The sequence below is a fragment of the Pantoea phosphatilytica genome, from assembly GCF_051025615.1.
Classification (GTDB): Bacteria; Pseudomonadota; Gammaproteobacteria; order Enterobacterales; family Enterobacteriaceae; genus Pantoea.
Genome location: NZ_JBPFDF010000003.1, coordinates 47,935 through 72,369, shown reverse-complemented (window position 1 = coordinate 72,369; position 24,435 = coordinate 47,935). Strand labels below are relative to the sequence as shown.

Sequence of the window (24,435 nt, the reverse complement as noted above, 5' to 3'; positions counted from 1 at the left end):
AGGCTCAGCGCCGTCTTAAAACAGCGAAACGCGGAAGCCGGGATTAAGGAAAGATTCGCGCGGCGTGTAGTCCAGCGTTCTGCCCTGCCAGTCATGCACATGCGCGCCCGCTGCCATCGCCACCGCGTGACCCGCGCCCGTATCCCAGATGTTGGTCGGCCCGAAGCGGGGATAGAGCTGCGCTTTGCCTTCAGCCACCAGGCAGAATTTCAGCGAGGAGCCGGTTGCGACGGTCTGATGCTCTCCGAGTTGCTTCAGATACTCTTTCATCTCCTCGTCGTCGCCATGAGAGCGGCTCACCACCACCAGTGGCGGCCGGGCGTCACGTACGTGAATCTGCTCACGCTGACCGCCCTCCTCTTTCCACGCTTTGCCTTCGGCCGCGGAGTACATCACGTCCAGCACCGGCGCGTAGACCACGCCCATCACCGGCTTGCCCGCCTCGATCAGCGCGATATTCACGGTAAACTCACCGTTGCGCTTGATAAACTCTTTGGTGCCATCCAGCGGATCAACCAGCCAGTAACGCTGCCAGTGCTGACGCACCTCCCAGGCGGGCGGATCCTCTTCTGACAGGACGGGGAGATCGGGCGTCAGCGCCCTCAGCCCCGCCAGGATCACCTTGTGCGCGGCGATATCTGCGGCGGTGACCGGCGAATCATCCGATTTGTGAGAAACGTCAAGCGGCGCGGCGCCGTCATAGACCTGCATAATCGCGTCGCCTGCTTCGCGTGCCAGCTGGCAGAGTTGCTCTAACATTTTTCACCTCATTATGTCGATCTGCTGCGGGAAGAGCTCAGCGTCAGATAGTGACATTTTAGCAGTTTCGCCTGATGCGCCGGTTAACGGGCGAATCAGCGAACCAATTTATAGATATATCAATATCATAGTTATCGCCTTATCGCCACGCCCGCACTGTGGTGGTGCTGTCGTATCGGACTTTGCCGCAGGCCGATCGGCCAAAACGTTATATCCATCACGATTTAAAATGACTATCTGTCATGCTTTTACATTATTTTGAGAGCCTTAAATTAATCTGCAGCAGGAGCAAGCATGTTTAAGCCCGGAATGATGTTACTGGCCCTGAGCGTTTCCGTCGCCACACAGGCCGCAACGGTGGATTTGCGGATACTGGAAACCACCGATCTGCACAGCAATATGATGGATTTCGACTACTACAAAGACACGCCGACCGAGAAGTTTGGCCTGGTGCGCACCGCTACGCTGATTCATGCCGCGCGCCAGGAGGTAAAAAACAGCGTACTGGTCGATAACGGCGACATCATTCAGGGCAGCCCGCTGGGCGACTATATGGCCGCGAAAGGGTTGCGCGAGGGCGAGATCCACCCGGTTTACAAGGCGCTCAACACGCTGGACTACAGCGTCGGCAATCTCGGCAACCACGAATTCAACTATGGTCTGCCCTATCTGAAAAAAGCGCTGGCGGGCGCCCGCTTCCCCTATGTAAACGCCAACGTGATTGACGTGAAGAGCGGTAAACCCCTGTTCACCCCCTACCTCATCAAATCCACTCAGGTTGTGGATCGCGACGGCAATATGCAGACCCTGAAGATAGGCTACATCGGCTTCGTGCCGCCACAGATTATGGTGTGGGATAAAGCCAATCTGCAGGGTAAGGTGCGGGTCGATGACATTACAGAGACGGCGCGCCGCCTGGTGCCGGAGATGCGCGCGCAGGGCGCAGACCTGATCATTGCCATTCCCCACTCCGGTCTCAGCAGCGAGCCCTGGCACGCTATGGCGGAGAACTCGGTTTATTACCTCAGCCAGGTGGAGGGCATTAACGCCATTCTGTTCGGTCATGCACATGCGGTCTTCCCTGGCAAAGATTTTGCGACCATCCGGGGCGCCGATATCACCCAGGGTACGCTGAACGGGATCCCGGCGGTGATGCCGGGCATGTGGGGCGATCATCTCGGCGTGGTTGACCTGGTGCTCAGCAAGGAGGGCGATCGCTGGCAGGTAAGCAGTGGTAAGGCCCAGGCCCGGCCCATCTACGATACCGCCGCGAAGAAGTCGCTGGCGGCAGAAGACCCGGCGCTGGTAAACGTTCTGGCTGAGGATCACCGCGCCACCCGCGAGTTTGTGGCGAAGCCCATCGGCCGCTCTGCCGACGTGATGTACAGCTATCTGTCGCTGGTGCAGGACGATCCCACGGTGCAGATCGTCAACAATGCCCAGCGCGCCTACGTTGAGCACTTTATCCAGGGCGACCCCGATCTGGGCCGCCTGCCGGTGCTCTCTGCGGCCGCGCCGTTTAAGGCGGGCGGACGTAAAAACGATCCGGCCAGCTATGTCGAAGTGGAAAAAGGCGCGCTGACCTTCCGAAACGCCGCCGATCTCTATCTTTATCCGAACACCCTGGTGGTGATGAAGGTCAGCGGCGCGCAGGTCAAAGAGTGGCTGGAGTGTTCAGCCGGGCAGTTTAATCAGATCGATCCGAACAGCCCGAAAACGCAGTCGCTGATCAACTGGGATTTCCGCACCTATAACTTTGATGTGATCGATGGCGTCACGTATCAGATCGATGTCACCCAGCCCGCCCGCTACGATGCGGAGTGTCAGCTGATCCATCCGGAGTCGTCACGTATCCGTCAGCTGAGCTGGCAGGGTAAGCCCATCGACCCGCAGGCAACCTTCCTGGTGGCGACCAATAACTATCGCGCCTATGGCGGCAAGTTTGCCGGCACCGGCGATCGCTATATCGCCTTTGCCTCGCCGGATGAGAACCGCGCCGTGGTGGCCGCCTACATCAGCGCTGAAACCAAAGCGCACGGTGAGGTGCAGCCAAAGGCGGATAATAACTGGCGGCTGGCGCCGATAAGCGCCTCCACACCGCTCGACATTCAGTTCGAAACGGCGCCAGGTGAGAAAGCGACCGGGTTTATTCAGCAGCATGCGCAATATCCGCTGCAGCCCAAAGGGACTGATGCGACGGGCTTTGCGTTGTGGCAGGTGAATTTACAGCAGTAACAGGCGGGGAAACGCTGCAACCCGCGGGTTGCAGCGCTGAAGATTACAGAATTTCCAGCAGTTCGACTTCGAAGATCAGGGTGCTGAATGGCGGGATGGAGGCACCCGCGCCACGCTCACCGTAGGCGAGGTTCTGTGGGATCACCAGTTCCCATTTCGAGCCAACCGGCATCAGGGTCAGGGCTTCGATCCAGCCTGGGATCACACCGCTTACCGGGAATTCTGCCGGTTCACCACGCGCAACGGAGCTGTCGAACACGCTGCCGTCGATCAGTTTGCCCGTATAGTGAACGCGAACGCGATCCTGGCGTGACGGGATTGGACCTTCACCCTGGGTAATCACGCTGAACTGCAGGCCCGACTCGGTGCTGTTCACGCCTTCACGCTGCGCATTTTCCTGCAGGAAGGCCTGGCCTTCTGCTGCCATCGCTTCGGTGCGCTCACGACGCACGCCTTCAGCACGTTCATGCACTTCACGCAGTGCGCGATGAACCACATCAACCGGAACGGCCGGCGAGTTCCCTTCCAGCGCGTCGCGCAGGCCCGCGAGCAGTGCTTCTGGTTGCAGCCCCTGCAGACCAGATTCCAGCAACTGCTGGCCAACCTGTAAACCAATACCGTAACTTGCTTGTGCTTCGACGCTGTCGAAAGAAGGGGTAGTCATCTTCGTTCCTTTCACTCTCGGATAAATTCGAACCGGCAGCATAGCAGCGCAGGCCGCTGGCGTAAAATGCCCTGCGTCGCAGATGACTTTTGCTGATGAAAAGGAAACAATAGAGTCGTCAATTTTATGAATGCTGGCAGGCACTTCGCGCCGGTATTGCCCATACTATAACTATGGACGGGATTTACCCCGTCTCAAGCATACTAATAAGAGAGTAAACATGGGCCAGATTGCCCCCCGCCGCCGCAGGATGCGTGCAACACAGACCGTTTCCCGGCTGCAGGCCTGGCTGGCCGCACGCAGGCCACAGCGCCCTGCCGGAGAGGAGGAACCCCGAATGGCTTCAGACGCGTCGTCCCGCCTGCCAGCATGGCTTCAGCGTATCTGGCACTTTACCGACCACATCGGCTGGATGGATCCGCTGCCCGCACCGCACCGGCGCGGCATCGTGGCGGCCCTGCTGGTGATGCTGGTAGCGTTTCTCTGGCCTGCCAGCACGCTGCGCTATCCGGTCGAACAGCCTGCGACCCCCTCTGCAGAAAAAGAGGTGCCGATGCAGGCGGATATCTATGATGACAACAGCAGCCGTCAGCCCTCCTCTTCTGCCTCACAGCAGACGCCAAAGGCCGATTCGCAGGGCGCATGGCGCAGCCTGACTATCGCCTCGGGTCAGACGCTGGCGCAGCTGTTTCGTGACAATAGCCTGCCGGTGAACGATGTGTTTGCGATGGCGCGGGTGGAAGGCAACGATCAGCCGCTCAGCTCACTGAAAAGTGGTCAGCAGGTGAAGATTCGTCAGGATGCGCAGGGCACGGTGACCGGCCTGACGGTTGACAGTGCCAGCGGTCCGGTACTCTTTACCCGTCAGCCGGACGGCAGCTTTATCCGGGCGCAGTAAGCGGCGAACTGCGGTGAGGTAAACGATAAAAACAAAAACGCCGGCACAAGGCCGGCGTCTTTTTTGTCGTGCTCAGTTAATCAGATTAACCAGCAACAACTTTTACGGTCAGCTTAGCGAATACATCGCTGTGAACCTGGAAGTCCACTTCATGCTCACCGGTGGTACGCAGAACGCCGTTCGGCAGACGAACTTCGCTCTTCGCTACGTCAACGCCTGCTGCAGTGACTGCATCAGCGATGTCGCGGGTACCGATTGAACCGAACAGTTTACCTTCATCGCCTGCTTTAGACGTGATGGTCACGGTGCCCAGTGCATTGATCTTCTCAGCGCGTGCAGTCGCTGCAGACTGAACGTCAGCCAGTTTGGCTTCCAGTTCAGCACGACGTGCTTCGAAATACTCAACGTTTTTCTTCGTGGCAGGAACAGCTTTGCCCTGTGGAACCAGGAAGTTACGAGCGTAGCCCGCTTTAACGTTAACCTGATCACCCAGGCTGCCCAGGTTTGCTACTTTATCAAGCAGAATAACTTGCATTACCTTATCCTCTTAAAGTCGTTAATGGACAGTTGCCGATTACTGATGACGATCAGTGTACGGCAGCAGAGACAGGTAACGCGCGCGCTTGATGCAGCGAGCCAACTGACGCTGGTATTTTGCACGAGTACCGGTGATACGGCTCGGGACAATTTTACCGCTTTCGGTAATGTAATTTTTTAACGTTGCGATGTCTTTGTAATCGATCTCAACAACGCCTTCCGCGGTGAAACGGCAGAACTTGCGACGACGGAAATAACGTGCCATTAGGCTAGTCTCCAGAATCTATCAATTCAATCTGCTCGGCATGGAACACCACTTTGCTCTGGCCATTTCGTGCCTGATGGCAACTAATGAAACCGTCGAGTGAGAGTTGCGTGCCGACCGTTATATGTTGAGTAATCACCTGATGGGTGCTGCCGCTGATAATCACCGGCATACGACACCAGGCTTGCCGGTGAAACCCGGCCTCCTCCTGCACTGAGCGGTGCTCAAGCACAAACTGACAGTGAGGAATTCCTGACGGGCTAATTTTTCGAACCGGCGTCTTGCACACAGTGCCCGACAAGCGCAGTCGATTAACCGTCACGATGGATTACTCTTCAGAATCCCCAGCATCTGACTCATCAGCGGATTCGTTAGCAAAATCTTCGCGACGATCACGACGCTCATCTTTCGCTTTAACCATCGGTGATGCTTCAGTTACCGCGTGTTTAACGCGCATAACCATGCTACGGATAACGGCGTCGTTGAAGCGGAAGTTCGTTTCCAGCTCATCGATCGCTTCCTGCGGCGCTTCAACGTTCATCAGAACGTAATGCGCTTTGTGCAGTTTGTTGATCGGGTAAGCCAGCTGACGACGGCCCCAGTCTTCCAGGCGGTGAATCGTGCCCTGTGCACCAGTGATAGCACCAGTGTAACGCTCGATCATGCCAGGAACCTGTTCGCTCTGGTCAGGATGAACCATAAATACGATTTCGTAATGACGCATCGAAATTGCTCCTTACGGATTATTCAGCCTCCTGTCGGGGTCAGCCGCGGCCCATGGAAGCAAGGAACGTTATAGGCTGTGTCCCACAAACGTTCGCCAGGGCGAGCACTTGTGGGACACAGCCTGAGAATGCGGCTGAAAAATTGACGCGTAATCATACTGGCGACCGCCCCCGAACTCAAGCGCACATTTAAACAAATCGCAGGCGTCGTGCCACAACCTGTGGCTTTTTGTGCTAATGACGGGAATACAGCGGGTTAATCCGGGTTTGTTCAAAAAGGCTGATGATGAGGTTCAGTGGGGCACGCTGGCGATAATGTCGCCGATCGCTAAAATTAACTGAGACGCCGCAGATGCTCTGGTGGCGGCGTTCAGAGTGTGTTCCCTGAAGTGAGGAGTCGGACATGAAAAGGTTCGTCATCGCCACCCTCCTGGGTCTCTTCCTGTCTCTACCCGCTCTTGCCAGCCACGCTGACTGTGCGCAGCAGATGAGAAGTCACAGCAGCGAAGTGGCATCGGGTTATGTCTACGTCAACCGGCTCGATACGCCGGAAAGAAACCCGGTCGGCATGCCCGCCCGTGCCGCAGAAAAGGCGTCTGCGCACTGGTAAGGCCGTAACGTAACGGGCGGCAGCATGACGCGCCGCCCGTCTGTTTTACAGATGATGAGTGAAAAAACGCACCAGCGCCGTCAGGGCCGACGGAGTGATCTTGTGCCCGATGGCTTTTTCTGACAGCGCTGTCAGATGCTGCGCCAGCCCGTTGTCACGCAGCGCCTTCTCCAGCCGCACGCTTTCCGCCCAGGGCACGACCTCATCCGCCTCACCATGCCACAGCAGCAGCGGACGATCGGCCAGCGCCTCCAGCCGGTTGCAGGGATCATACTCCGCCAGCGGTGCCATGCGGGCGTCGAATGCCGCCTTTCGCGCCGGTGTGTCGGCCACCTGCGGCGGAAACAGCGACTGGCTGAGCTGCATAAAATAGCCTGACCCCATCATACAGGCGACGCTGCGGATCTGCGGATAACGCACCATTGCTCCCAGCGCCGTCATGCCACCCATCGACGCCCCCGCCACCGCAAAACGTTCCTCCGCGATCAGGTGACTGTCACGCAGCGCGGCTTCCAGCTGCGGCAGCTCATCAATGTTCTGTTTCAGGATCTCCCAGAAGCGGTCGAGGCGGGTCTCTGCGTCACCGTAATAACGCGCACCGTGCAGCTCGGCGTCCGGCATCACCGCCCGGAATCCCGCCTGCGCCAGGGCCACGGCGAAGTAGGCATAGACCTCTTTAGAGGAGGTAAACCCGTGATAAAACAGCACAGTGGGCAGGGGCTGATGGCGCTGTCCGGCGGGCGCGGCGTGCAGGCATTCGATACCGGCCAGCGTGTCGGTGGTGAGTTCGATCATGGTCTCTCCTGAAAGGGGAAAAACAGGGAGTTCAAGTGTACGTCCTGCACAGGCGTTTGCGAAATGTCCTGCGCGACGAACGCCGCAGACATCGCGCTAAACTTTTTCAGCGCGTTGCCGTTGATGGTGTACCCCTCTAACTTATTCAAAGGTAATTTATGAAGCGTCTCTCTCTCAGCGGACTGAGTCTTGGCGTTAAGCTGTCAGTTATGACGTCCCTGAGCGTAGCGCTGTTGCTGCTGGTTCTGACACTGACTCAGAGCCACAACGCCTCGCGCCAGCTGGAAAATCTCGCCATCGATGACATGCACAATCAGGTGCAGGGCATCAGTGAAATGGCCACTATGTTCAACGCCACCCTGACCGAAGAGGTCACACACTACACCAGTCTGTTTACCAGCTTCCTGCCCAGGCGTTTCAGCCTGGATGAAACCGCCAGGGTGCAGGTGGGCGACTTTTCGACGCCGGTGCTGCGCGCCGGATTAAAGACGCTGAACCTCGATCAGACCGCCGTCGACGATTTCACCGAACGCACTGCCGCCGTTGCCACCATTTTCGTGCGTGACGGCGATGATTTTATCCGTATCTCAACCTCGCTGAAAAAGCAGGATGGCAGTCGGGCGATTGGCACCCAGCTCGATCGCAGTGGCGCGGCATGGAAAAGCGTTCATCAGGGCAATGTGTATCAGGGTCTGGCGACGCTGTTTGGCCATCGCTACATCACACAATATCAGCCGGTCAAAGATGAGAGTGGCAGAGTCGTCGCGATCCTGTTTGTCGGCGTAGGAATCGATAAGCAGTATGCGCTGATGCGTGAAAAGATCCTGGCGCGTCGGCTGGGCGACAGCGGTCGCTTCTTTGTGCTTAACGGCACCCCCGGCAAGTCACAGGGCGAGTATCTGTTCGCACAGGAAAACGAAGGGAAACAGCCCGCATGGGACAGCGCCATCTTAACGCCGCTGCTGACGCAGTCGCAGGGCATGCAGCAGGTGGAGATCGAGGGTGAGCATAAAATTCTGGCATGGCAGCAGCTGCCGGGCTGGAACTGGGTCATCACCGGCGAAGTCAACCGGGCCAGCCTGCTCGCACCGATCATGCAGAGCCGCAATCTGTTCCTGATGACCGGACTGGTGCTGGTCGTCATCTTTGCGCTGGGGTTTGTCTGGTACAGCCGCCGGGCGATTACCCGTCCGCTGCAGCAGGTCATTCATCTGGCAGAGCAGTATGCCGCTGGTAATCTGCAGGTTCACATGGAGACCCCGCGCCGTGACGAAGTGGGCCAGCTGATCATCGCCATTAACGGCATTGGCGATGGCCTGGAGAAGATCGTCAGTCAGGTGCGTGGTGCCGCCCAGGAGATCAGCCAGGGCACCGACACCATCGCAGCCAGCAGTCATAACATCAGCGAGCAGATCGGCCGTCAGGCCAGCAGCGTGGAGGAGACCTCCGCCAGCATGGAGCAGTTTGGTGCCACGGTTGAGCACACTGCGGACAGCCTCCGGCAGGCGATGTCACTGGTGGCCGAAGCCAGCGAGATCGTCAGCCACGGCAGCCAGACGGTAACGCGCTCGGTCAGCACTATGTCAGCCATCAAGGTTTCCTCGCAAAGCATTGCGGACATTACTCACGTCATTGAGTCGATCGCCTTCCAGACCAATATCCTGGCGCTGAACGCCGCGGTGGAAGCCGCGCGTGCCGGTGAACAGGGGCGCGGTTTTGCGGTGGTCGCCGCCGAGGTGCGCGCGCTGGCGCAGCGTTCTGCGCAGGCCGCTAAAGAGATTGACGGGCTGATTGCCACCTCCATTGGCAACGTGGCGGAGGGTCATCAGCTGTCTGAGCAGACGCGCGAGGCGATGAGCAACATTGTGACGCACATTGAGCAGGTGCAGGCGCTGATGGGCGAAATCAACGTGGCGGCGCAGCAGCAGGCGGCGGGCATCGGTCAGGTCAATCTGGCGATGAACCAGATCAGCCAGGCCACGCACCAGAACAGCGAACTGGTGGCCCAGGCGGAGAACAGCGCACAGAGCCTGAGCGATAAAGGGCATCACCTGACGCAGCTGGTCAGCGTGTTCAGCCTGAAATCCTGACGGCGTTCAGGGCGATGACGTACACTTACTGTTTCGTCCTGAACAGGAGTATTGCTATGCGTTCCGCTTATTTACTGGTGATGAGCCTGCTGCTGGCAGGCTGTTCCGCGCTGGAGACGACGCCTAAAGCGCCGCCCGCGCCGACGTCGCAGGCGCAGGAGATCTCACGGGCACAGAGTGGCGGATTACCGAAGCTGGGCAACATTACCGTTAACGTGCACGGATCGCCGGATGACGCCCAGCGGGCCGTTGCCGCTCAGGCGAATCAGGCTGGCGCCGCTTACTATCAGATTGTGATGCTGAGCGAAACGGTTATGCCGGGCTTATGGTACGCCAGCGCAATCCTCTATGGCGCCTCACCGGCCGCAGGCGCGCGCCAGTAGTCGTTCGGTCACGACCGGATCGAGCGGACGCAGACCGCGGGGATCAAGCCACTGCTGGCACCACGCATCGGCCAGCGGTGGTTCGGCATGTTTCAGCAGCTGCGCGCCCGTCGCCAGCTGCAGCAGCGCGCAGGTCACCTCGCGCGCCTGCTCTTCGGGCACCTGACGGAGTTTCAGCCGCAGCTGACGCCAGCGGGCATCGAAGTGACGATTGCTTCCTTTCACCGCCTCAAACTCCTGATTCAGCATCGTCATCACCTCTGCATGGCGGACGAGCACACGCAGGACATCCAGGCACATGACGTTGCCCGATCCCTCCCAGATACTGTTGACCGGCATATCGCGATAGAGACGAGGCAGTTCACTCGCTTCGCAGTAGCCGATCCCTCCCAGCACTTCCATCGACTCTGCCACAAACGGCATCCCCGCTTTGCAGATCTGATATTTCGCCGCTGGCGTCATCAGCCGGGCAAAGGTGACCTCATGCGCGTTTGCCGGTTGTGACCAGGCGCGCGCCAGCCGCATCAGCAGCGCGGTCTGTCCCTCCAGCTGCAGCGCCTGCCGGGCCAGCACCTGACGCATCAGGGGTTGTTCCAGCAGCGTCTTGCCCATCACCTGGCGCTGGTGGGCATGCCAGAGCGCCACCGAGAAGGCGCGTCGCATCTGCCCATGACTGCCGAGCGCGCAGTCGAAGCGCGTCATCCCCCCCATTTTCAGGATCAGCCGCACGCCTTCGCCCTCTTCCCCCAGCAGCCAGCCGGTGGCATCGCGGAACTCCACCTCGCCGCTGGCATTTGAGCGATTACCCAGTTTATCTTTGAGCTGTTCAAGCTGAATGGCGTTGCGGGTTCCGTCAGGCAGCAGACGCGGCAGGAAGAAGCAGCTTAATCCGGCAGGTGTCTGAGCCAGCACCAGATGCGCATCGCTCTGCGGCACGGAGAAGAACCATTTGTGACCGGTCAGCCGGTACGCCTCACCGGGGCCGCGCGCCGCAAGCGGTTCCGCGCGGGTGGTGCTGATGAGCAGATCGCTGCCGCCCTGCTTTTCTGTCATCCCCATCCCGATCAGCAGCCCACGCTTCTGGTCGCCGGGCTGGGCATGGGTGTCGTAACGATCGCTGAGCAGCGGATCGAGCCAGCCCTCAAACAGGGCGGGCAGCCAGCGCTGAAGCAGCGGAATCGCCGCGTGCGTCATGGTCATCGGGCAGAGGGTACCCGCCTCTACCTGGGCGTGCAGAATAAAGCGCGCCGCGCGCGCCACCCCGGCCTGCTCCCGCACCGTCGGCTGCCAGCTGAGGTTATGCAACCGACTGGCACAGACGCCCTGCATCAGCAGGTGCCAGGCAGGATGAAAACGGACCTCATCCAGACGTTCGCCACGGGTGTCGTAGCGCAGCAGTTCGGGCGGTTCCGCATTGGCCAGCCGGCCCAGCTCCAGCGACTCGGCGCTGCCCAGTTGCTGGCCCACCGACGCCAGCCACTCCCGGTCCCAGCCTGCGCCTTCGCGGGAGAGTGCCTCGCCGAGCGGCGTATCAGACAGGAAGAGGTTGCTGTTGCTCAGAGGATGGGGCTGATTAAAAACGGTGTGTGTTGTCCAGGTCATAACCACTCCTCACGGATGTCACTCAGTAATTATGCGAATGACGCGCGGTTATGCCTGGCACAGAAACTAATTTGTGGCGAGGATCACAGGGGACATCAGGCGTTACGCTGGCGCACCGCTTCAAACAGACAGACACCGGTCGCGACCGACACATTCAGTGAAGAGACGCTGCCCGCCATCGGAATGCTGATCAGCTCATCGCAATGCTCGCGCGTCAGACGGCGCATTCCTTCGCCTTCCGCGCCCATCACCAGCGCCATCGGGCCGGTCATTTTGCTCTGGAAGACCGTATGGTCGGCCTCACCTGCGGTGCCGACCACCCAGATATTGTACTCCTGCAGCAGACGCAGCGTCCGGGCCAGGTTAGTCACGCGGATCAAGGGCACACTTTCGGCCGCACCGCTGGCCACTTTTTTAGCGGTAGCATTCAGCGGCGCAGAGCGATCTTTCGGCACGATGACCGCGTGTACGCCCGCCGCATCGGCGCTGCGCAGGCAGGCACCCAGGTTGTGCGGATCGGTGACGCCATCCAGCACCAGCAGGAACGGTTTTTCCAGGCTCTGCAGCAGGTCCGGCAGGTCGCCCTCCTGATACTGACGGCCAGGCTTCACCCGGGCGATGATGCCCTGATGAACACCGCCTTCGACCTGGCTGTCGAGCCATTTACGGTCCGCCAGCTGAATCACGATCCCCTGAGCTTCCAGCGCGGCGACCACGGGTTGCAGGCGACGATCGTCGCGGCCTTTGAGGATAAAGACTTCCTGGAAACGTTGTGGGTTACGTTCCAGCAGCGCCTGCACGGCGTGGATACCAAAAATAATTTCGCTCATCGATCTGCTCAGTGTTTGGATAGGAATGAATAACCGCCCTCTCTCCGGGAAGAGAGGGCGGATGCGCGTATCAGGTCAGGCTCAGCTCTCAGGCTCAGCCTTTTTCCTGGCGCGCTTTGCCTTGGTGGCGGCGGCGATTTTACGGGTTTTTTCCGAGACGTTTTTACTTTTTTTCCCGCCACTTCCGGCATCGGGCTTGCCCTTGTTACCGCGGAACGCAGCATCCGGCTCAAAATTGGACTTCCGGCTCACGTTACGACGACGTTTTGCGGGCGCCTGATCGTCACGCTTCGCGCGGTCACGCGCGGTTTTGCCTTCGCCACGCACCTGGCGCTGGCTGGAGATCAGGGCAAAGTCGATCTTACGTTCGTCCATATGAACCGCTTCCACTCGAACCTCGACCGCGTCACCCAGACGATAGGTGCGGCCGCCGGATTCGCCGATCAGACGCTGACCCACCGGGTCAAAACGGTAGTAGTCGTTGTCCAGTGTAGACACATGGACCAGACCATCGATAAAGAGATCGCTTAAGCGCACAAAGAAGCCAAAGCCGGTGACGCTGGAGATCACGCCGTTGAAGACGTTGCCGACCTGATCCTGCATAAAGTCACACTTAAGCCAGTCCGCGACGTCGCGAGTCGCTTCGTCGGCGCGGCGTTCGGTCAGGGAGCAGTGCAGACCCAGCTGCAGCATCTGCGGCATGTCGTAGTGATAGCCGCCGGTCGCCGTCGTCATGTCACTGGCTACGCTGCGCTCTTTCGGCATGAGGTATTTGATCGCACGCTGAACCAGCCCTTTCCCCTGATCCTGCTCTTTGGCCAGCAGATATTTGATGGCGCGGTGCAGCGTCAGATCCGGGTAACGCCGAATCGGCGACGTGAAGTGAGCATACGACGAGAGCGCCAGACCGAAGTGGCCACGGTTTTCCGGGTCGTACACGGCCTGCTTCATGGAGCGCAGCAGCATGGTTTGCAGCATCTCCGCATCAGGACGGTCGGCCACCTGCTTCAGCAGGGCCGCGTAGTCAACAGGCTGCGGTTTGTTGCCGCCCGGCAGGCTCAGACCCAGCTCGTTGAGCACGGTCCGGAAGCTCTTGATGCTCTCATCCGTCGGGCGATCGTGGTCGCGGAACAGCGCAGGCTCCTGATTTTTCTCCACGAAGCGTGCCGAGGCGATGTTCGCCAGGATCATGCACTCTTCGATCAGCTTGTGTGCGTCATTGCGCGAGGCGCGTTCAACCCGCTCGATACGACGCTCGGCGTTGAAAATAAACTTCGCCTCTTCCGTTTCAAAGGAGATGCCGCCGCGCTCTTCGCGGGCCGCATCCAGCACCTGATAGAGGTTGTGCAGCTCTTCCAGGTCTTTGACCAGCGGCGCATAGTGCTGACGCAGCTCTTTGTCACCCTGCAGGATGTTCCAGACCTTGTTGTAGGTCAGACGCGCATGGGAGTTCATCACCGCTTCGTAGTGTTTGAAGCCGGTGAGTTTACCTTTGCTGGAAATGGTCATTTCACAGACCATACAGAGGCGATCGACCTGCGGGTTGAGCGAACATAAGCCGTTGGAGAGCACTTCCGGCAGCATCGGTACGACCTGCGACGGGAAGTAGACCGAGGTGCCACGCTGATGCGCTTCGTTATCCAGAGGCGTGCCAGGACGAACGTAGTAGCTGACATCGGCGATAGCGACCCAGAGACGCCATCCGCCACCGCGTTTTTTCTCGCAGTAAACGGCATCGTCGAAGTCACGGGCATCTTCACCATCGATGGTGACCAGCGGCAGCTTACGCAGGTCGACGCGACCTTTTTTCGCCTCTTCCGGGACCTCCTCTTTCAGCTGGCTGACCTGCGCTTCCACTTCCGGCGGCCAGGTGTGCGGGATCTCATGGGTGCGCAGCGCCATATCGACGGCCAGGCTGGTACCCATATCGTCGCCCAGGATCTCGGTCACTTTACCGATCGCTTTGCTGCGACGGTTCGGACGCTGAACCAGCTCGACCACCACCACAGAACCCATGCGGGCGTTCATCGTCTCTTCCGGTGGAATAAGAATATCGAAACTCAGGCGGCTGTCGTCGGGCACCACGAAGCCCGCTCCGGCATCGGTAAAGTAGCGGCCAACGATCTGATTGTTGCGCGGCTCCTGCACGCGAACCACGCGCGCTTCGCGACGGCCTTTGCGATCGGCACCCAGCGGTTGCGCCAGGATCACATCCCCGTGCATACAGAATTTCATCTGTTCGGCAGAGAGGTAGAGGTCATCTTTCTGACCTTCAGCCCGCAGGAAACCATAGCCATCACGATGGCCGATCACTTTACCGCGCAGAAGATCAAGCCGTTCTGGCAGCGCATAGCACTGACGGCGGGTGAAGACCAGCTGACCATCGCGCTCCATCGCGCGAAGGCGGCGACGCAGCGCCTCAAGGTGCTCTTCGTCGTGCAGATTCATCTCTTCAGCCAGCTCTTCACGGCTGGCCGGTTTTTCACGTTTCTCTAACAGCGCCAGAATAAATTCACGGCTTGGAATAGGGTTTTCGTATTTTTCAGCTTCTCTATCCTGAAAAGGATCTTTTGACATAACGGTTCCTCCGATGTCATTTAATATTTATTTCCGCTGGCGACAGGGACAGGATGATTTCATAAAGTGGTGTATTCCCTTCGACCAAATCTGCCAGCGTATAGCTATCCAGCTCCTGCAAAAATCGCTGTACTGCATCATGCAGCGCCTGCTTAAGACGGCAGGCTGGCGTAATAGCACAGGAGGCACAATCCACTAATTGTAGTGGCTCCATTTTTCGTACGACATCGCCAATCACAATCTCACGGGGCGACATCCCCAGGCGAATCCCGCCATTTTTGCCGCGTGTGGCTGCGACATACCCTTCCCGGCTCAGCTGATTAATGATTTTGACCATGTGGTTACGTGACAAACCGTAGGTGTTCGTCACTTCAGTAATATTGGTCTGCTGGCCTTCGGGCAGAGAGGCCAGATAAATCAGGGCCCGCAGGCCATAATCAGTAAAACTTGTGAGCTGCACAGTAACCTCAGTGAACCTTCAGGCACGACATTGCATAAATCGCCTTAGGGTTGATATCAGGATTAAATCGGATCGCCATTCGATTAACTACGATGATAAACCAGAGTCTGATTTGACGTGCGTTTTTTTCAGCCAGCACAGGATTTGACAAGCGAAGGGAGATTAAGTGGCATCAGAGAGTGGAAAAACAAGGGCCGGACAGTGTCCGGCCTGAATGATTACGCGTCAAACGGATCGCGCAGAATCATTGTTTCACTGCGATCGGGACCGGTTGAGATGATATCAATCGGCACACCGGTCACCTCTTCCACACGCTTGATGTAATCGCGTGCAGCCTGAGGCAGGCCTTCCAGCGTCTTCACGCCAAATGTTTTCTCGCTCCAGCCTGGCAGAGTTTCGTAGACCGGCTCAATGCCTTCCCAGTTCTCTGCGGCCAGGGGTGTAGTAGTCACTTCGCGGCCATCAGGCATACGATAGGCCACGCAGATTTTCACCTCTTTCAGACCATCCAGCACGTCCAGCTTGGTCATGCAGAAACCTGACAGAGAGTTAATCTGAACAGCGCGGCGAACAGCGACCGCATCCAGCCAGCCGGTACGACGACGACGTCCGGTGGTTGCGCCAAACTCATGGCCCTGCGCACACAGGAACTCGCCGGTTTCATCAAACAGTTCGGTCGGGAATGGACCTGCACCGACGCGGGTTGAGTAGGCTTTTACGATACCCAGCACGTAGTCCACATAACGCGGACCGATACCTGAACCGGTTGCCACGCCGCCTGCGGTCGTGTTGGATGACGTTACATACGGATAGGTGCCGTGATCGATATCCAGCAGCGTACCCTGTGCGCCTTCAAACATGATCAGGTCGCCACGCTTACGCGCCGTGTCCAGCAGTTCAGAGACGTCAACCACCATGCCAGTCAGGATGTCGGCGACTTCCATCACATCGCTGAGCACTTTATCGAAGTCAACGGCCGGCTCTTTGTAGTACTCGACCAGCTGGAAGTTGTAGAAATCGACGACTTCTTTCAGCTTGGCAGCAAAGGTTTCTTTGTTAAAGAGGTCGCTGACGCGCAGTGCGCGGCGCGCAACTTTATCTTCATAAGCCGGTCCGATGCCACGACCGGTGGTACCGATCGCTTTCGCACCACGCGCACGTTCACGCGCCATATCCATCGCAACGTGATATTGCAGGATCAGCGGACAGGCTTCAGAAATCAGCAGACGTTCACGTACCGGAATCCCGCGCGCTTCCAGGCCTTTCATCTCTTTCATTAAGGCTTCAGGAGAGAGCACTACGCCGTTACCAATGATGCTGGTCACGTTATCGCGCAGAATGCCAGAAGGGATCAGGTGGAGGACGGTTTTTTCACCGTTGATGACAAGCGTGTGGCCCGCATTGTGGCCGCCTTGATAACGCACAACGTAATTCGCGCGTTCAGTCAGAAGGTCTACAATCTTACCTTTACCTTCGTCACCCCATTGGGTGCCCAGTACGACGACGTTCTTACCCATTTCTCAAAATCACCGATTGCTTAAAAAAGGATTCTACCATCTGATCCCGTGGTTTTCAGCACTTTTAGCATACGATTGCGCGCTTTTTTGTCTGAGTTTTGCTCACTACAATATGTTGGGGATGCGCGCGGCAAAAGGCACAATTTAGCCGGTCTTAACCCTATGCTTACAGATTGCCGTGCAGACTGAGCATACAGTAGATGACCATCCCTGCGACCACCAGTCCGCCACCAAAGCGATGCAGCAGACGGTCGGGCAGCCGGGAGAGCGTCAGTATCCAGCGTCGCCACGCGCGCGGCATAAACATAGGCCCTAACCCTTCCAGCACCAATACCAGTGCCAGCGCCATCCAGATGCTTGTTTTCATGCTGATACCCAAAAAAAGGCCGACAACATTGTCGGCCCACAGGTTATATCAGTTCTTAACGTGTCGCGTTAGAGGGTGCCTTCATATATCGGAAGAAGTCGCTATCCGGGCTTAACACCATCACGTCCTGATTTTCGCTGAAGCTGTTTTCGTAAGCACGCAGGCTACGGATAAAGGCGTAGAAGTCAGGATCCTTGCTGAACGCATCCGCAAACAACCGGGCCGTTTCCGCATCGCCATCACCGCGGGTGATCAGCGCTTCACGCTGGGCTTCAGCCAGTGTACGGGTTACCTGGTAGTCCGCCTGGGCGCGCAGCTTTTCGGCCTCTTCCTGACCCTGCGAACGCTGGCTACGCGCGACCGCTTCACGTTCAGCACGCATACGGTTGAAGATCGCATCTGAGACTTCGGTCGGCAGATTGATCTGCTTGATACGCACATCCACCACCTGAATACCCAGCGCGGCCATGCTGTTCGGGTTTGGCGCTGGCTCGCTGCTGTTGGTTTCACGCTCGACGCGGGCCGCTGCGCTGGCAATCGCGTCATCCGCTGCTGGCGTGGCGATTTCATCATCGCTGCCCGCCGAACCGGTGTTCAGCGCATCGCGGACATCCGTCGTCAGGCGACCACGGGAGTCAGTGACGATATCTTTCACATCCAGACGGCCCATTTCAGAACGCAGGCGGTCACTGAACTTACGTTTCAGCAGCACTTCCGCCTGAGAGACATCACCGCCACCCGTTGCCAGGTAGTAGCGACTGAAATCGCTGATACGCCACTTGATGTAGGAGTCCACAATCAGATCTTTCTTCTCTTTGGTGACGAAGCGATCGGCCTGGTTGTCCATGGTCTGAATACGTGCATCCAGCGTTTTAACCGTTTCCAGGAACGGGATCTTGAAGTGCAGGCCCGGCGCAAAGACCTGCGGCTTGTTTTCGCCATCACGCAGGACTTTACCAAAGCGCAGGACGATGCCCCGCTGCCCTTCCTGTACCACAAACAGCGACGCATAGAGCGCCACCAGCACGACAATGATCAAAAATACTATTGGCTTACGCATCGATTACTCTCTCCCTTCGCGCTGGCTGTCGCTGCGCTGAGCATTGGCCCGACGCTGATCCATGATGTTGTCCGGACTGTATGACGACGTGTCATTGCGGCTTGCGCTGCGGTCGGAGATGGCAGGCAGAGAAGCACCGTTCGCGCCCTTCTGACCGTTCTGGCCTGAAGAAGCCTGACCGCCACGCATCAGCTGATCCAGCGGCAGCATCATCAGGTTGTTACCCCGATCGTTAACCAGGACTTTGCGGGTATGGCTCAGCACACGCTCCATGGTTTCGATATACAGGCGCTCTTTGGTGATTTCCGGTGCGGCTTTATACTCCGGCAGGATCTTGGCAAAACGCGCCACTTCACCCTGCGCTTCCAGAACGGTCCGCTCTTTGTACGCACGCGCCTCTTCCAGAATACGTTGCGCCTGGCCATTAGCACGCGGCTGCACTTCATTCGCGTAGGCTTCGGCTTCGCGGACATACTGCTCACGGTTTTCGCGTGCAGCAATGGCGTCATCAAACGCGGACTTCACCTCTTCCGGCGGACGGGCAGCCTGGAAGTTGACGTCCAGCACCGCAATACCCATGTTATAAGGGCGGATTGTCTCGTCGATTTCACGCTGCGTATCACTACGGACGACGGTACGGCCTTCGGTCAGGATGCGATCCATAGTAGAACGCCCGATCACGCCACGCAGGGCACTGTCGGTGGCCTGGCGCAGGCTGTCATCCGCGCTGGTCACCGCATAGAGATAGCGTTCAGGATCGGTCACGCGATACTGCACGTTCATCTCGACGCGAACCACGTTCTCGTCCGAGGTCAGCATCACGCCAGACGCCGCCAGCTCACGTACCGATTCGACGTTAACCGCACGCACCTGATCGATAAAGGTCGGCTTCCAGTTGAGGCCCGGCTCGACCAGATGGCTGAATTTACCGAAGCGCGTCACGACGCCACGCTCCGCTTCTTTAATAGTGTAGAAACCGCTGGCAGCCCAGATGACCACCGCAGCAACCGCCACGATGCCCACGATTTTGCCGCCGCTGCCAGAGCCGCGCTGACCATTGTCGCTCTGTTTGCCACCGCCCAGTCCACCAAGCTTCTTGCTCAGCTTACGGAAGATATCATCCAGATCAGGAGGCCCGGATTCCCGTCCTCCCTTATTCCCCCCAGAGTTGCCGCCTTGATTATTGCTGCTTCCCCACGGGTCGCGGTCCTGTCCGTTATTTCCGGGCTGATTCCACGCCATGTTTCTACTCCATTTATTGTAATTACGGTTTTTACCCTTCATTTTTCGGATTGCAGCAGTGTTGGCTGCCTTTGCTCACCCCGGCCACTTACCTGCGTAAGCGTCCGGCGATACACTCAGTTGCCGCCTTGCTGAAATCCGAGCTACCCGGGTAAATCCTGCGTATTCGGTCATGCAACGAAAATGCGACAATCTTCCATTTTTAAGGTAAATGCGTTTGGGCAATATCAAACAATGTAACTGGTCAGCGACGGTTCCTGTTTACATAAACGCATCCATTCAATAATGGGCATACGTATCTGCAATCCTACACTGCCGTCTTCTTCATTCCACTCTTTCTCAATCGCCTGCAGCTGATAGAAACGGCTGCGAAGTCGCCCCGCTTCCGGCGGCAGACGTAATGCGTGCTGGGCAATTTCACCCGACAGACGCTCAGACAGCGCCTGCCACAGCAACGGAATGCCTTCACCCGTCTGGGCAGACAGCCAGACGCGGACGGGCAGATTCTCTTCGTTGCGATCGATACGCGGTTCGAACCCGTCGAGCATATCGATTTTATTCATGACCAGTAACGTCGGGATTTCGTCCGCTTCAATCTCTTCCAGAACGGTATCGACGGCCGCGATATTCTCCGTGACGCGCAGGTCTGCGCCATCAATCACATGCAGTAACAGCGTCGCCTGACGGGTCTCCTGCAGCGTGGCCTTAAAAGCGGCAACCAGGTCGTGAGGAAGATGGCGGATAAAGCCGACGGTATCCGCCAGGACCACATCTCCGACATCGGCGACATTCAGACGGCGCAGCGTCGGGTCCAGCGTCGCAAACAGCTGATCTGCGGCAAAGACATTGGCCGATGTCATAGTATTAAACAGCGTCGACTTACCGGCGTTGGTATAGCCCACCAGCGACACGGTCGGGATGTCCGCTTTGGCTCGCGACTGACGTCCCTGCTCGCGCTGTTTTTCCACCCGCTCAAGACGGGACAGAATCTGGCTGATACGACCGCGCAACAGGCGGCGGTCGGTTTCTAACTGTGTTTCACCCGGACCGCGTAAGCCGATCCCGCCTTTCTGACGTTCAAGGTGAGTCCAGCCGCGCACCAGACGTGTGGCAAGATGGCGTAGCTGCGCCAGCTCAACCTGCAATTTACCTTCGTGGGTACGTGCGCGTTGGGCAAAGATATCCAGAATTAAACCGGTGCGATCAATAACCCGGCATTCGCACAGACGCTCAAGGTTTCTCTCCTGAGCGGGCGTAAGGGCATGATCGAATAATACGACCGATGCTCCAGTTGTTTTTACCGCATCGGCAATTTCAACGGCTTTTCCTTCACCGACAAAATACTTGGGGTGTGGCGCTTTACGACTGCCAGTGACCACTTGCAGCGCCTCAACGCCAGCAGAAGAGACCAGGGTTTCGAACTCCTGCAAATCTTCTACTTCTTTGTCTTGGGAGAACCATATGTGTACCAGTACGGCCTGCTCACCGGCATCATAACGGTCAAACAAGCTATAACCTCGCTTAATAAAAGACCAGGACGGAAAACCGCTGTTCTCCGCACCTGGCTGTACGGCGACGCGTTATTCTGCGTGGTCACCGTCTTGTTGTGGCTGTGACTGTGGCTGTGCAGGTGTGTTGCTGCCACCGTGATGATAATTGTTGCTGCCGCCACCGGTATTATTGCTATGGTGAGAAACCGGGCGCGAAGGCACAACGGTAGAAATGGCGTGCTTATAAACCATCTGACTTACCGTGTTTTTCAGCAAGATGACGAACTGATCAAATGACTCAATCTGACCCTGCAACTTAATACCGTTAACCAGATAAATCGAAACCGGAACACGTTCACGACGCAGTGCGTTCAAAAACGGGTCTTGTAATGATTGCCCCTTAGCCATTCTATCTTTTCCTTATATGCTTGTTGTTTGTTGCTCGTAGAACCTATGGTTCTGAAAAAACTGCGTAAAAATTTGCGCACGATAACCCATCAATTGTACACAATCACCCATGCTTCGCACTAAGAACCTGTAACACTGTATCACGCGCCAGCCGGGGCTCGTCACTGTCAAGCCAGTGAACATTTTCCCAGCCACGTAACCATGTCATCTGGCGCTTAGCAAGCTGCCGGGTTGCGCAAATTCCCCGATAAACCATCTCGTCATAATCGATTTCGCCTGACAGATAAGACCACATCTGACGATAACCGACACACCGGATGGAAGGCATGTCCGTATGCAAATCACCTCGTGCAAACAGGGCCCGAGACTCCGCTTCAAATCCTGACGCCAACATCTGCTCAAAACGCAACGCGATGCGCTGGTGCAGCAGTTCGCGACTCGCGGGGGCGATGGCAAACTGGTACACGTCGTAGGGTAACGCTTCACCGGATGTTTTAGTCAGTTCCGTTAAAGTTTTACCCGAAATAAAAAAAACTTCCAGTGCTCGCGAAAGTCTCTGCGGATCATTCGGATGAATACGACTGCCGGCAACCGGGTCAATTTCACACAGCTGGCGGTGCAAAGCTTCCCAGCCTTTTTCACGCGCCGTTTGCTCTATCTGCTGACGAACCTCCGGATCGGCCGGGGGCAGCGGCGACAATCCTTCAAGTAACGCCTTGAAGTAGAGCATGGTTCCACCAACAAGCAGCGGTATTCGTCCGGCTGCAACGATCTCCGCCATTTCTGCTAACGCATCGCGCCGGAACTCCGCAGCCGAATAGGCCTCTGCGGGATCGCGAATGTCGAGCAGGCGATGGGGCGCCACGGCTAACTCCTCAGCCGACGGTTTCGCCGTGCCAATATCCATCTGACGATAGATTAAGGCGGAATCGACGCTGATTAGTTCCACTGGTAGCTGCTTACGCAGCTCGATGGCTAATGCCGTCTTGCCAGATGCCGTGGGTCCCATCAAAAAAATAGCCTTTGGCCGGCCAGCCTGGTTTAATTCACTCATGCTTCAACGCGTTCACCGCGCTCTCAATCTCTAGGGGCTGTAATAAGCCTGAAGGCGGCGATTTCAGTAACTGTGGGCAGAGCCGTTCAAGCTCAGCCAGCAGGTTAATCGCCTGTGAGTGATTCCAGCTGGAGGACTCTGTATCCTGCTGTCGCGCCAGCCACCGGGCCAGTTGCGTCGCAGAGTTCTCCTGCTGCCGGGCGAGATAGCCTAACAGCTCAGGAATCAAGATTTGTAAATTTTGTGTTCGTAACGGTAAAGGCACTGCGCGCAGGGTGACGTGGTCGCCATCGGCCTGAAGTTCGATGCCCATCTGATTGAGCAGGCTGCTATTTTTGCGGGCCGCCTCGCGTTCATCTTTGGCCATTTTCAGCCGCACGGGAATCAGCAGCGGCTGCGGTTTCAGCCCCTCTTCGCCCGGTTCCAGCTGCGCCTGTTTCAGCCAGCGCGCCGCCACCGGCAGCGCCATCAGCGAGAGCGTCTGATCCTGTTCCAGCAGCGCATAGTGGTGCTGCAGCACGGTCAGTACCCGGCCAAAACTCTGCGCATGGGCCGCCAGCGGCGAAGCCTTTTCGGTCCGGCGCGGTTCAGGCTCACGCGCGCCCGGCGGCGGCGCGCTGTCGACGGGCGTTTTCAGCAGCTGCTGGTACACCGCCCCTTCACGCTGCCGGTATAGGTTCTCTTTATTCTGCCAGGCCGGTGCCGCAGCGGGCGGCGTGTCCCGGGCGGGGGCAGACGGTTTGCGCTCCCCGGGTGACGACGCAGGCTGGGCGAAATGGTTGCCGCCAGCCGCCTGACGGTTTTCGGGCTGCCAGCGCGGAGCGGTTTCTTCAGCCTTCAGCGCAGGCAGCGCGGGTGTCGCAATCGCCTGCAGCACGCTGACTACGCCCTGATAGATAAAATCATGCACCAGGCGCGACTGGTGGAACCGGACCTCATGCTTGGCCGGATGGACGTTGACATCCACCTGGTGGGGATCGATCTCCAGATAGAGCACGTAGGCGGGCTGCTGATCATCCTGAAGCTGGGTCTGGAAGGCCTGGCGGATAGCATGGTTAATCAGCTTATCGCGCATCATCCGGCCGTTAACATAGCAGTATTGCAGCTCGGTCACCTGGCGCGACCCGGCCGGATCGGCTACCCAGCCGCGCAGCGCAAGTTCGTCGTGTTGCCAGTCGATGCGCAGCGCGTGCTGCATAAAGGTGGTGCCGCAAATTGCGGCCAGCCGCCGTTCGCGCTGACTCTCTTCGTTGACGGCGCGATACTGGCGCATCATTTTGCCGTTGTGACTCAGTGACAGGGCGACATCAAAACGTGCCAGCGCAATGCGACGGATCACTTCGTCGATATGCCCGAACTCGGTTTTCTCGGTGCGCATGAATCTGCGGCGTGCCGGCGTGTTGTAAAACAGATCCAGCACCTCCAGCGTGGTGCCACAGGGATGTGCCGCCGGTTTGACCGTCACTGCCATATCGCGCCCTTCGGCATAAGCCTGCCAGGCTTCACTCTGATCGGCAGTGCGGGAGGTGAGCGTCAGACGGGAGACCGAGCTGATACTGGCCAGAGCCTCACCCCGGAAGCCCAGGCTCATGATCGCCTCCAGGTCGTCCAGCGAGGCGATTTTACTGGTGGCGTGTCGGGCCAGCGCCATCGCCAGCTCGCTTTTCACGATGCCGCAGCCGTTGTCACGAATGCGGATCAGCTTCGCGCCGCCCTTCTCAATATCGATATCGATGCGCGTTGCGCCCGCATCCAGACTGTTCTCCACCAGCTCTTTAACAACCGAGGCAGGACGTTCAACCACTTCACCCGCTGCAATCTGGTTTGCCAGCTGAGGCGGTAAAATTTGTATCGGCATCGTGGATAT

General features: G+C 57.8%; 24 protein-coding genes. 5 read left to right on the top strand and 19 right to left on the bottom strand.

Going from position 1 to position 24,435, the window contains the following annotated elements; all coding sequences use genetic code 11:
* Positions 1–15: 15 nt before the first annotated feature.
* On the bottom strand, positions 16–759 hold the full coding sequence (gene cysQ / locus ACR6AS_RS13035) for a 3'(2'),5'-bisphosphate nucleotidase CysQ (RefSeq protein WP_111139229.1): 744 nt from the start codon (positions 757–759) through the stop codon (positions 16–18).
* Between the two features lie 294 nt (positions 760–1,053).
* Between cysQ and ACR6AS_RS13030 the strand changes: the two genes are divergently transcribed.
* On the top strand, positions 1,054–2,994 hold the full coding sequence (locus ACR6AS_RS13030; protein WP_367395862.1) for a bifunctional 2',3'-cyclic-nucleotide 2'-phosphodiesterase/3'-nucleotidase: 1,941 nt from the start codon (positions 1,054–1,056) through the stop codon (positions 2,992–2,994).
* A 43-nt stretch (positions 2,995–3,037) separates the two neighbouring features.
* Here ACR6AS_RS13030 and bamJ read toward each other — a convergent pair whose 3' ends face one another.
* Positions 3,038–3,658 (bottom strand): BamJ family beta-barrel-assembly machinery protein, encoded by a 621-nt coding sequence (gene bamJ / locus ACR6AS_RS13025; RefSeq protein WP_128085096.1) that lies wholly within the window; start codon positions 3,656–3,658, stop codon positions 3,038–3,040.
* Between the two features lie 220 nt (positions 3,659–3,878).
* Between bamJ and ACR6AS_RS13020 the strand changes: the two genes are divergently transcribed.
* Entirely contained in the window at positions 3,879–4,556 is a 678-nt protein-coding gene (locus tag ACR6AS_RS13020) for a LysM-like peptidoglycan-binding domain-containing protein (RefSeq protein WP_293774408.1), read from the top strand.
* An 85-nt stretch (positions 4,557–4,641) separates the two neighbouring features.
* On the opposite strand, the gene rplI is transcribed toward ACR6AS_RS13020, so the two are convergent.
* Genes rplI through rpsF form a run of 4 tightly spaced genes read right to left on the bottom strand, consistent with a single transcriptional unit; the run spans position 4,642 to position 6,082 of the window.
* Positions 4,642–5,091 (bottom strand): 50S ribosomal protein L9, encoded by a 450-nt coding sequence (gene rplI / locus ACR6AS_RS13015; RefSeq protein ID WP_058956512.1) that lies wholly within the window; start codon positions 5,089–5,091, stop codon positions 4,642–4,644.
* Positions 5,092–5,130: 39 nt separating this feature from the next.
* The gene (gene rpsR, locus ACR6AS_RS13010) at positions 5,131–5,358 is read right to left on the bottom strand and encodes a 30S ribosomal protein S18 (protein ID WP_002210155.1); all 228 of its coding nucleotides are present in this window, start codon (positions 5,356–5,358) and stop codon (positions 5,131–5,133) included.
* 4 nt (positions 5,359–5,362) lie between these two features.
* Entirely contained in the window at positions 5,363–5,680 is a 318-nt protein-coding gene (priB, locus tag ACR6AS_RS13005) for a primosomal replication protein N (protein WP_111139225.1), read from the bottom strand.
* 6 nt (positions 5,681–5,686) lie between these two features.
* Positions 5,687–6,082 carry a 30S ribosomal protein S6 gene (rpsF, locus tag ACR6AS_RS13000; RefSeq protein ID WP_009087450.1) on the bottom strand — a complete coding sequence of 132 codons (396 nt, stop codon included), beginning with the start codon at positions 6,080–6,082 and terminating at the stop codon, positions 5,687–5,689.
* 404 nt (positions 6,083–6,486) lie between these two features.
* Between rpsF and ACR6AS_RS12995 the strand changes: the two genes are divergently transcribed.
* Complete coding sequence (locus tag ACR6AS_RS12995; RefSeq protein WP_111139224.1) at positions 6,487–6,693, top strand: hypothetical protein; 207 nt, start codon at positions 6,487–6,489, stop codon at positions 6,691–6,693.
* A gap of 45 nt (positions 6,694–6,738) precedes the next feature.
* On the opposite strand, the gene yjfP is transcribed toward ACR6AS_RS12995, so the two are convergent.
* Positions 6,739–7,488, bottom strand: a complete 750-nt coding sequence (gene yjfP, locus ACR6AS_RS12990) for an esterase (RefSeq protein WP_367395863.1) — start codon at positions 7,486–7,488, stop codon at positions 6,739–6,741.
* Positions 7,489–7,646: 158 nt separating this feature from the next.
* Here yjfP and ACR6AS_RS12985 point away from each other — a divergent pair, with 158 nt between their 5' ends.
* The gene (locus ACR6AS_RS12985) at positions 7,647–9,578 is read left to right on the top strand and encodes a methyl-accepting chemotaxis protein (RefSeq protein ID WP_111139222.1); all 1,932 of its coding nucleotides are present in this window, start codon (positions 7,647–7,649) and stop codon (positions 9,576–9,578) included.
* A gap of 56 nt (positions 9,579–9,634) precedes the next feature.
* Positions 9,635–9,961 carry a biofilm peroxide resistance protein BsmA gene (bsmA, locus tag ACR6AS_RS12980; RefSeq protein WP_111139221.1) on the top strand — a complete coding sequence of 109 codons (327 nt, stop codon included), beginning with the start codon at positions 9,635–9,637 and terminating at the stop codon, positions 9,959–9,961.
* On the opposite strand, the gene ACR6AS_RS12975 is transcribed toward bsmA, so the two are convergent.
* From ACR6AS_RS12975 to mutL, 12 genes are all read right to left on the bottom strand, one after another.
* Positions 9,935–11,563, bottom strand: coding sequence for an isovaleryl-CoA dehydrogenase (locus ACR6AS_RS12975; RefSeq protein WP_434162424.1), 1,629 nt, complete (start codon positions 11,561–11,563; stop codon positions 9,935–9,937). The two genes, bsmA and ACR6AS_RS12975, sit on opposite strands and share 27 nt — an antisense overlap.
* 95 nt (positions 11,564–11,658) lie before the next feature.
* A complete protein-coding gene (gene rlmB, locus ACR6AS_RS12970) occupies positions 11,659–12,393 on the bottom strand; it encodes a 23S rRNA (guanosine(2251)-2'-O)-methyltransferase RlmB (RefSeq protein ID WP_111139219.1) in 735 nt (244 codons plus the stop codon).
* 81 nt (positions 12,394–12,474) lie between these two features.
* A complete protein-coding gene (gene rnr, locus ACR6AS_RS12965; protein WP_111139218.1) occupies positions 12,475–14,970 on the bottom strand; it encodes a ribonuclease R in 2,496 nt (831 codons plus the stop codon).
* A 16-nt stretch (positions 14,971–14,986) separates the two neighbouring features.
* Positions 14,987–15,430, bottom strand: a complete 444-nt coding sequence (gene nsrR, locus ACR6AS_RS12960; protein WP_111139217.1) for a nitric oxide-sensing transcriptional repressor NsrR — start codon at positions 15,428–15,430, stop codon at positions 14,987–14,989.
* Positions 15,431–15,648: 218 nt separating this feature from the next.
* Complete coding sequence (locus ACR6AS_RS12955; RefSeq protein ID WP_293774396.1) at positions 15,649–16,947, bottom strand: adenylosuccinate synthase; 1,299 nt, start codon at positions 16,945–16,947, stop codon at positions 15,649–15,651.
* A 166-nt stretch (positions 16,948–17,113) separates the two neighbouring features.
* Entirely contained in the window at positions 17,114–17,314 is a 201-nt protein-coding gene (locus tag ACR6AS_RS12950; RefSeq protein ID WP_111139215.1) for a DUF2065 domain-containing protein, read from the bottom strand.
* Positions 17,315–17,369: 55 nt separating this feature from the next.
* Positions 17,370–18,374 (bottom strand): protease modulator HflC, encoded by a 1,005-nt coding sequence (gene hflC / locus ACR6AS_RS12945; protein WP_111139214.1) that lies wholly within the window; start codon positions 18,372–18,374, stop codon positions 17,370–17,372.
* A gap of 3 nt (positions 18,375–18,377) precedes the next feature.
* Positions 18,378–19,616: an FtsH protease activity modulator HflK gene (gene hflK / locus ACR6AS_RS12940; protein WP_111139213.1), complete on the bottom strand. Its 1,239-nt coding sequence runs from the start codon at positions 19,614–19,616 to the stop codon at positions 18,378–18,380.
* A 227-nt stretch (positions 19,617–19,843) separates the two neighbouring features.
* On the bottom strand, positions 19,844–21,124 hold the full coding sequence (gene hflX, locus ACR6AS_RS12935; RefSeq protein ID WP_111139212.1) for a ribosome rescue GTPase HflX: 1,281 nt from the start codon (positions 21,122–21,124) through the stop codon (positions 19,844–19,846).
* Between the two features lie 72 nt (positions 21,125–21,196).
* Positions 21,197–21,514, bottom strand: a complete 318-nt coding sequence (gene hfq, locus ACR6AS_RS12930) for an RNA chaperone Hfq (RefSeq protein WP_111139211.1) — start codon at positions 21,512–21,514, stop codon at positions 21,197–21,199.
* Positions 21,515–21,617: 103 nt separating this feature from the next.
* Complete coding sequence (gene miaA, locus ACR6AS_RS12925; RefSeq protein WP_293774390.1) at positions 21,618–22,568, bottom strand: tRNA (adenosine(37)-N6)-dimethylallyltransferase MiaA; 951 nt, start codon at positions 22,566–22,568, stop codon at positions 21,618–21,620.
* Entirely contained in the window at positions 22,561–24,426 is a 1,866-nt protein-coding gene (gene mutL / locus ACR6AS_RS12920) for a DNA mismatch repair endonuclease MutL (protein ID WP_293774388.1), read from the bottom strand. Before mutL ends, miaA begins: the two co-directional genes overlap by 8 nt.
* Positions 24,427–24,435: the final 9 nt, after the last annotated feature.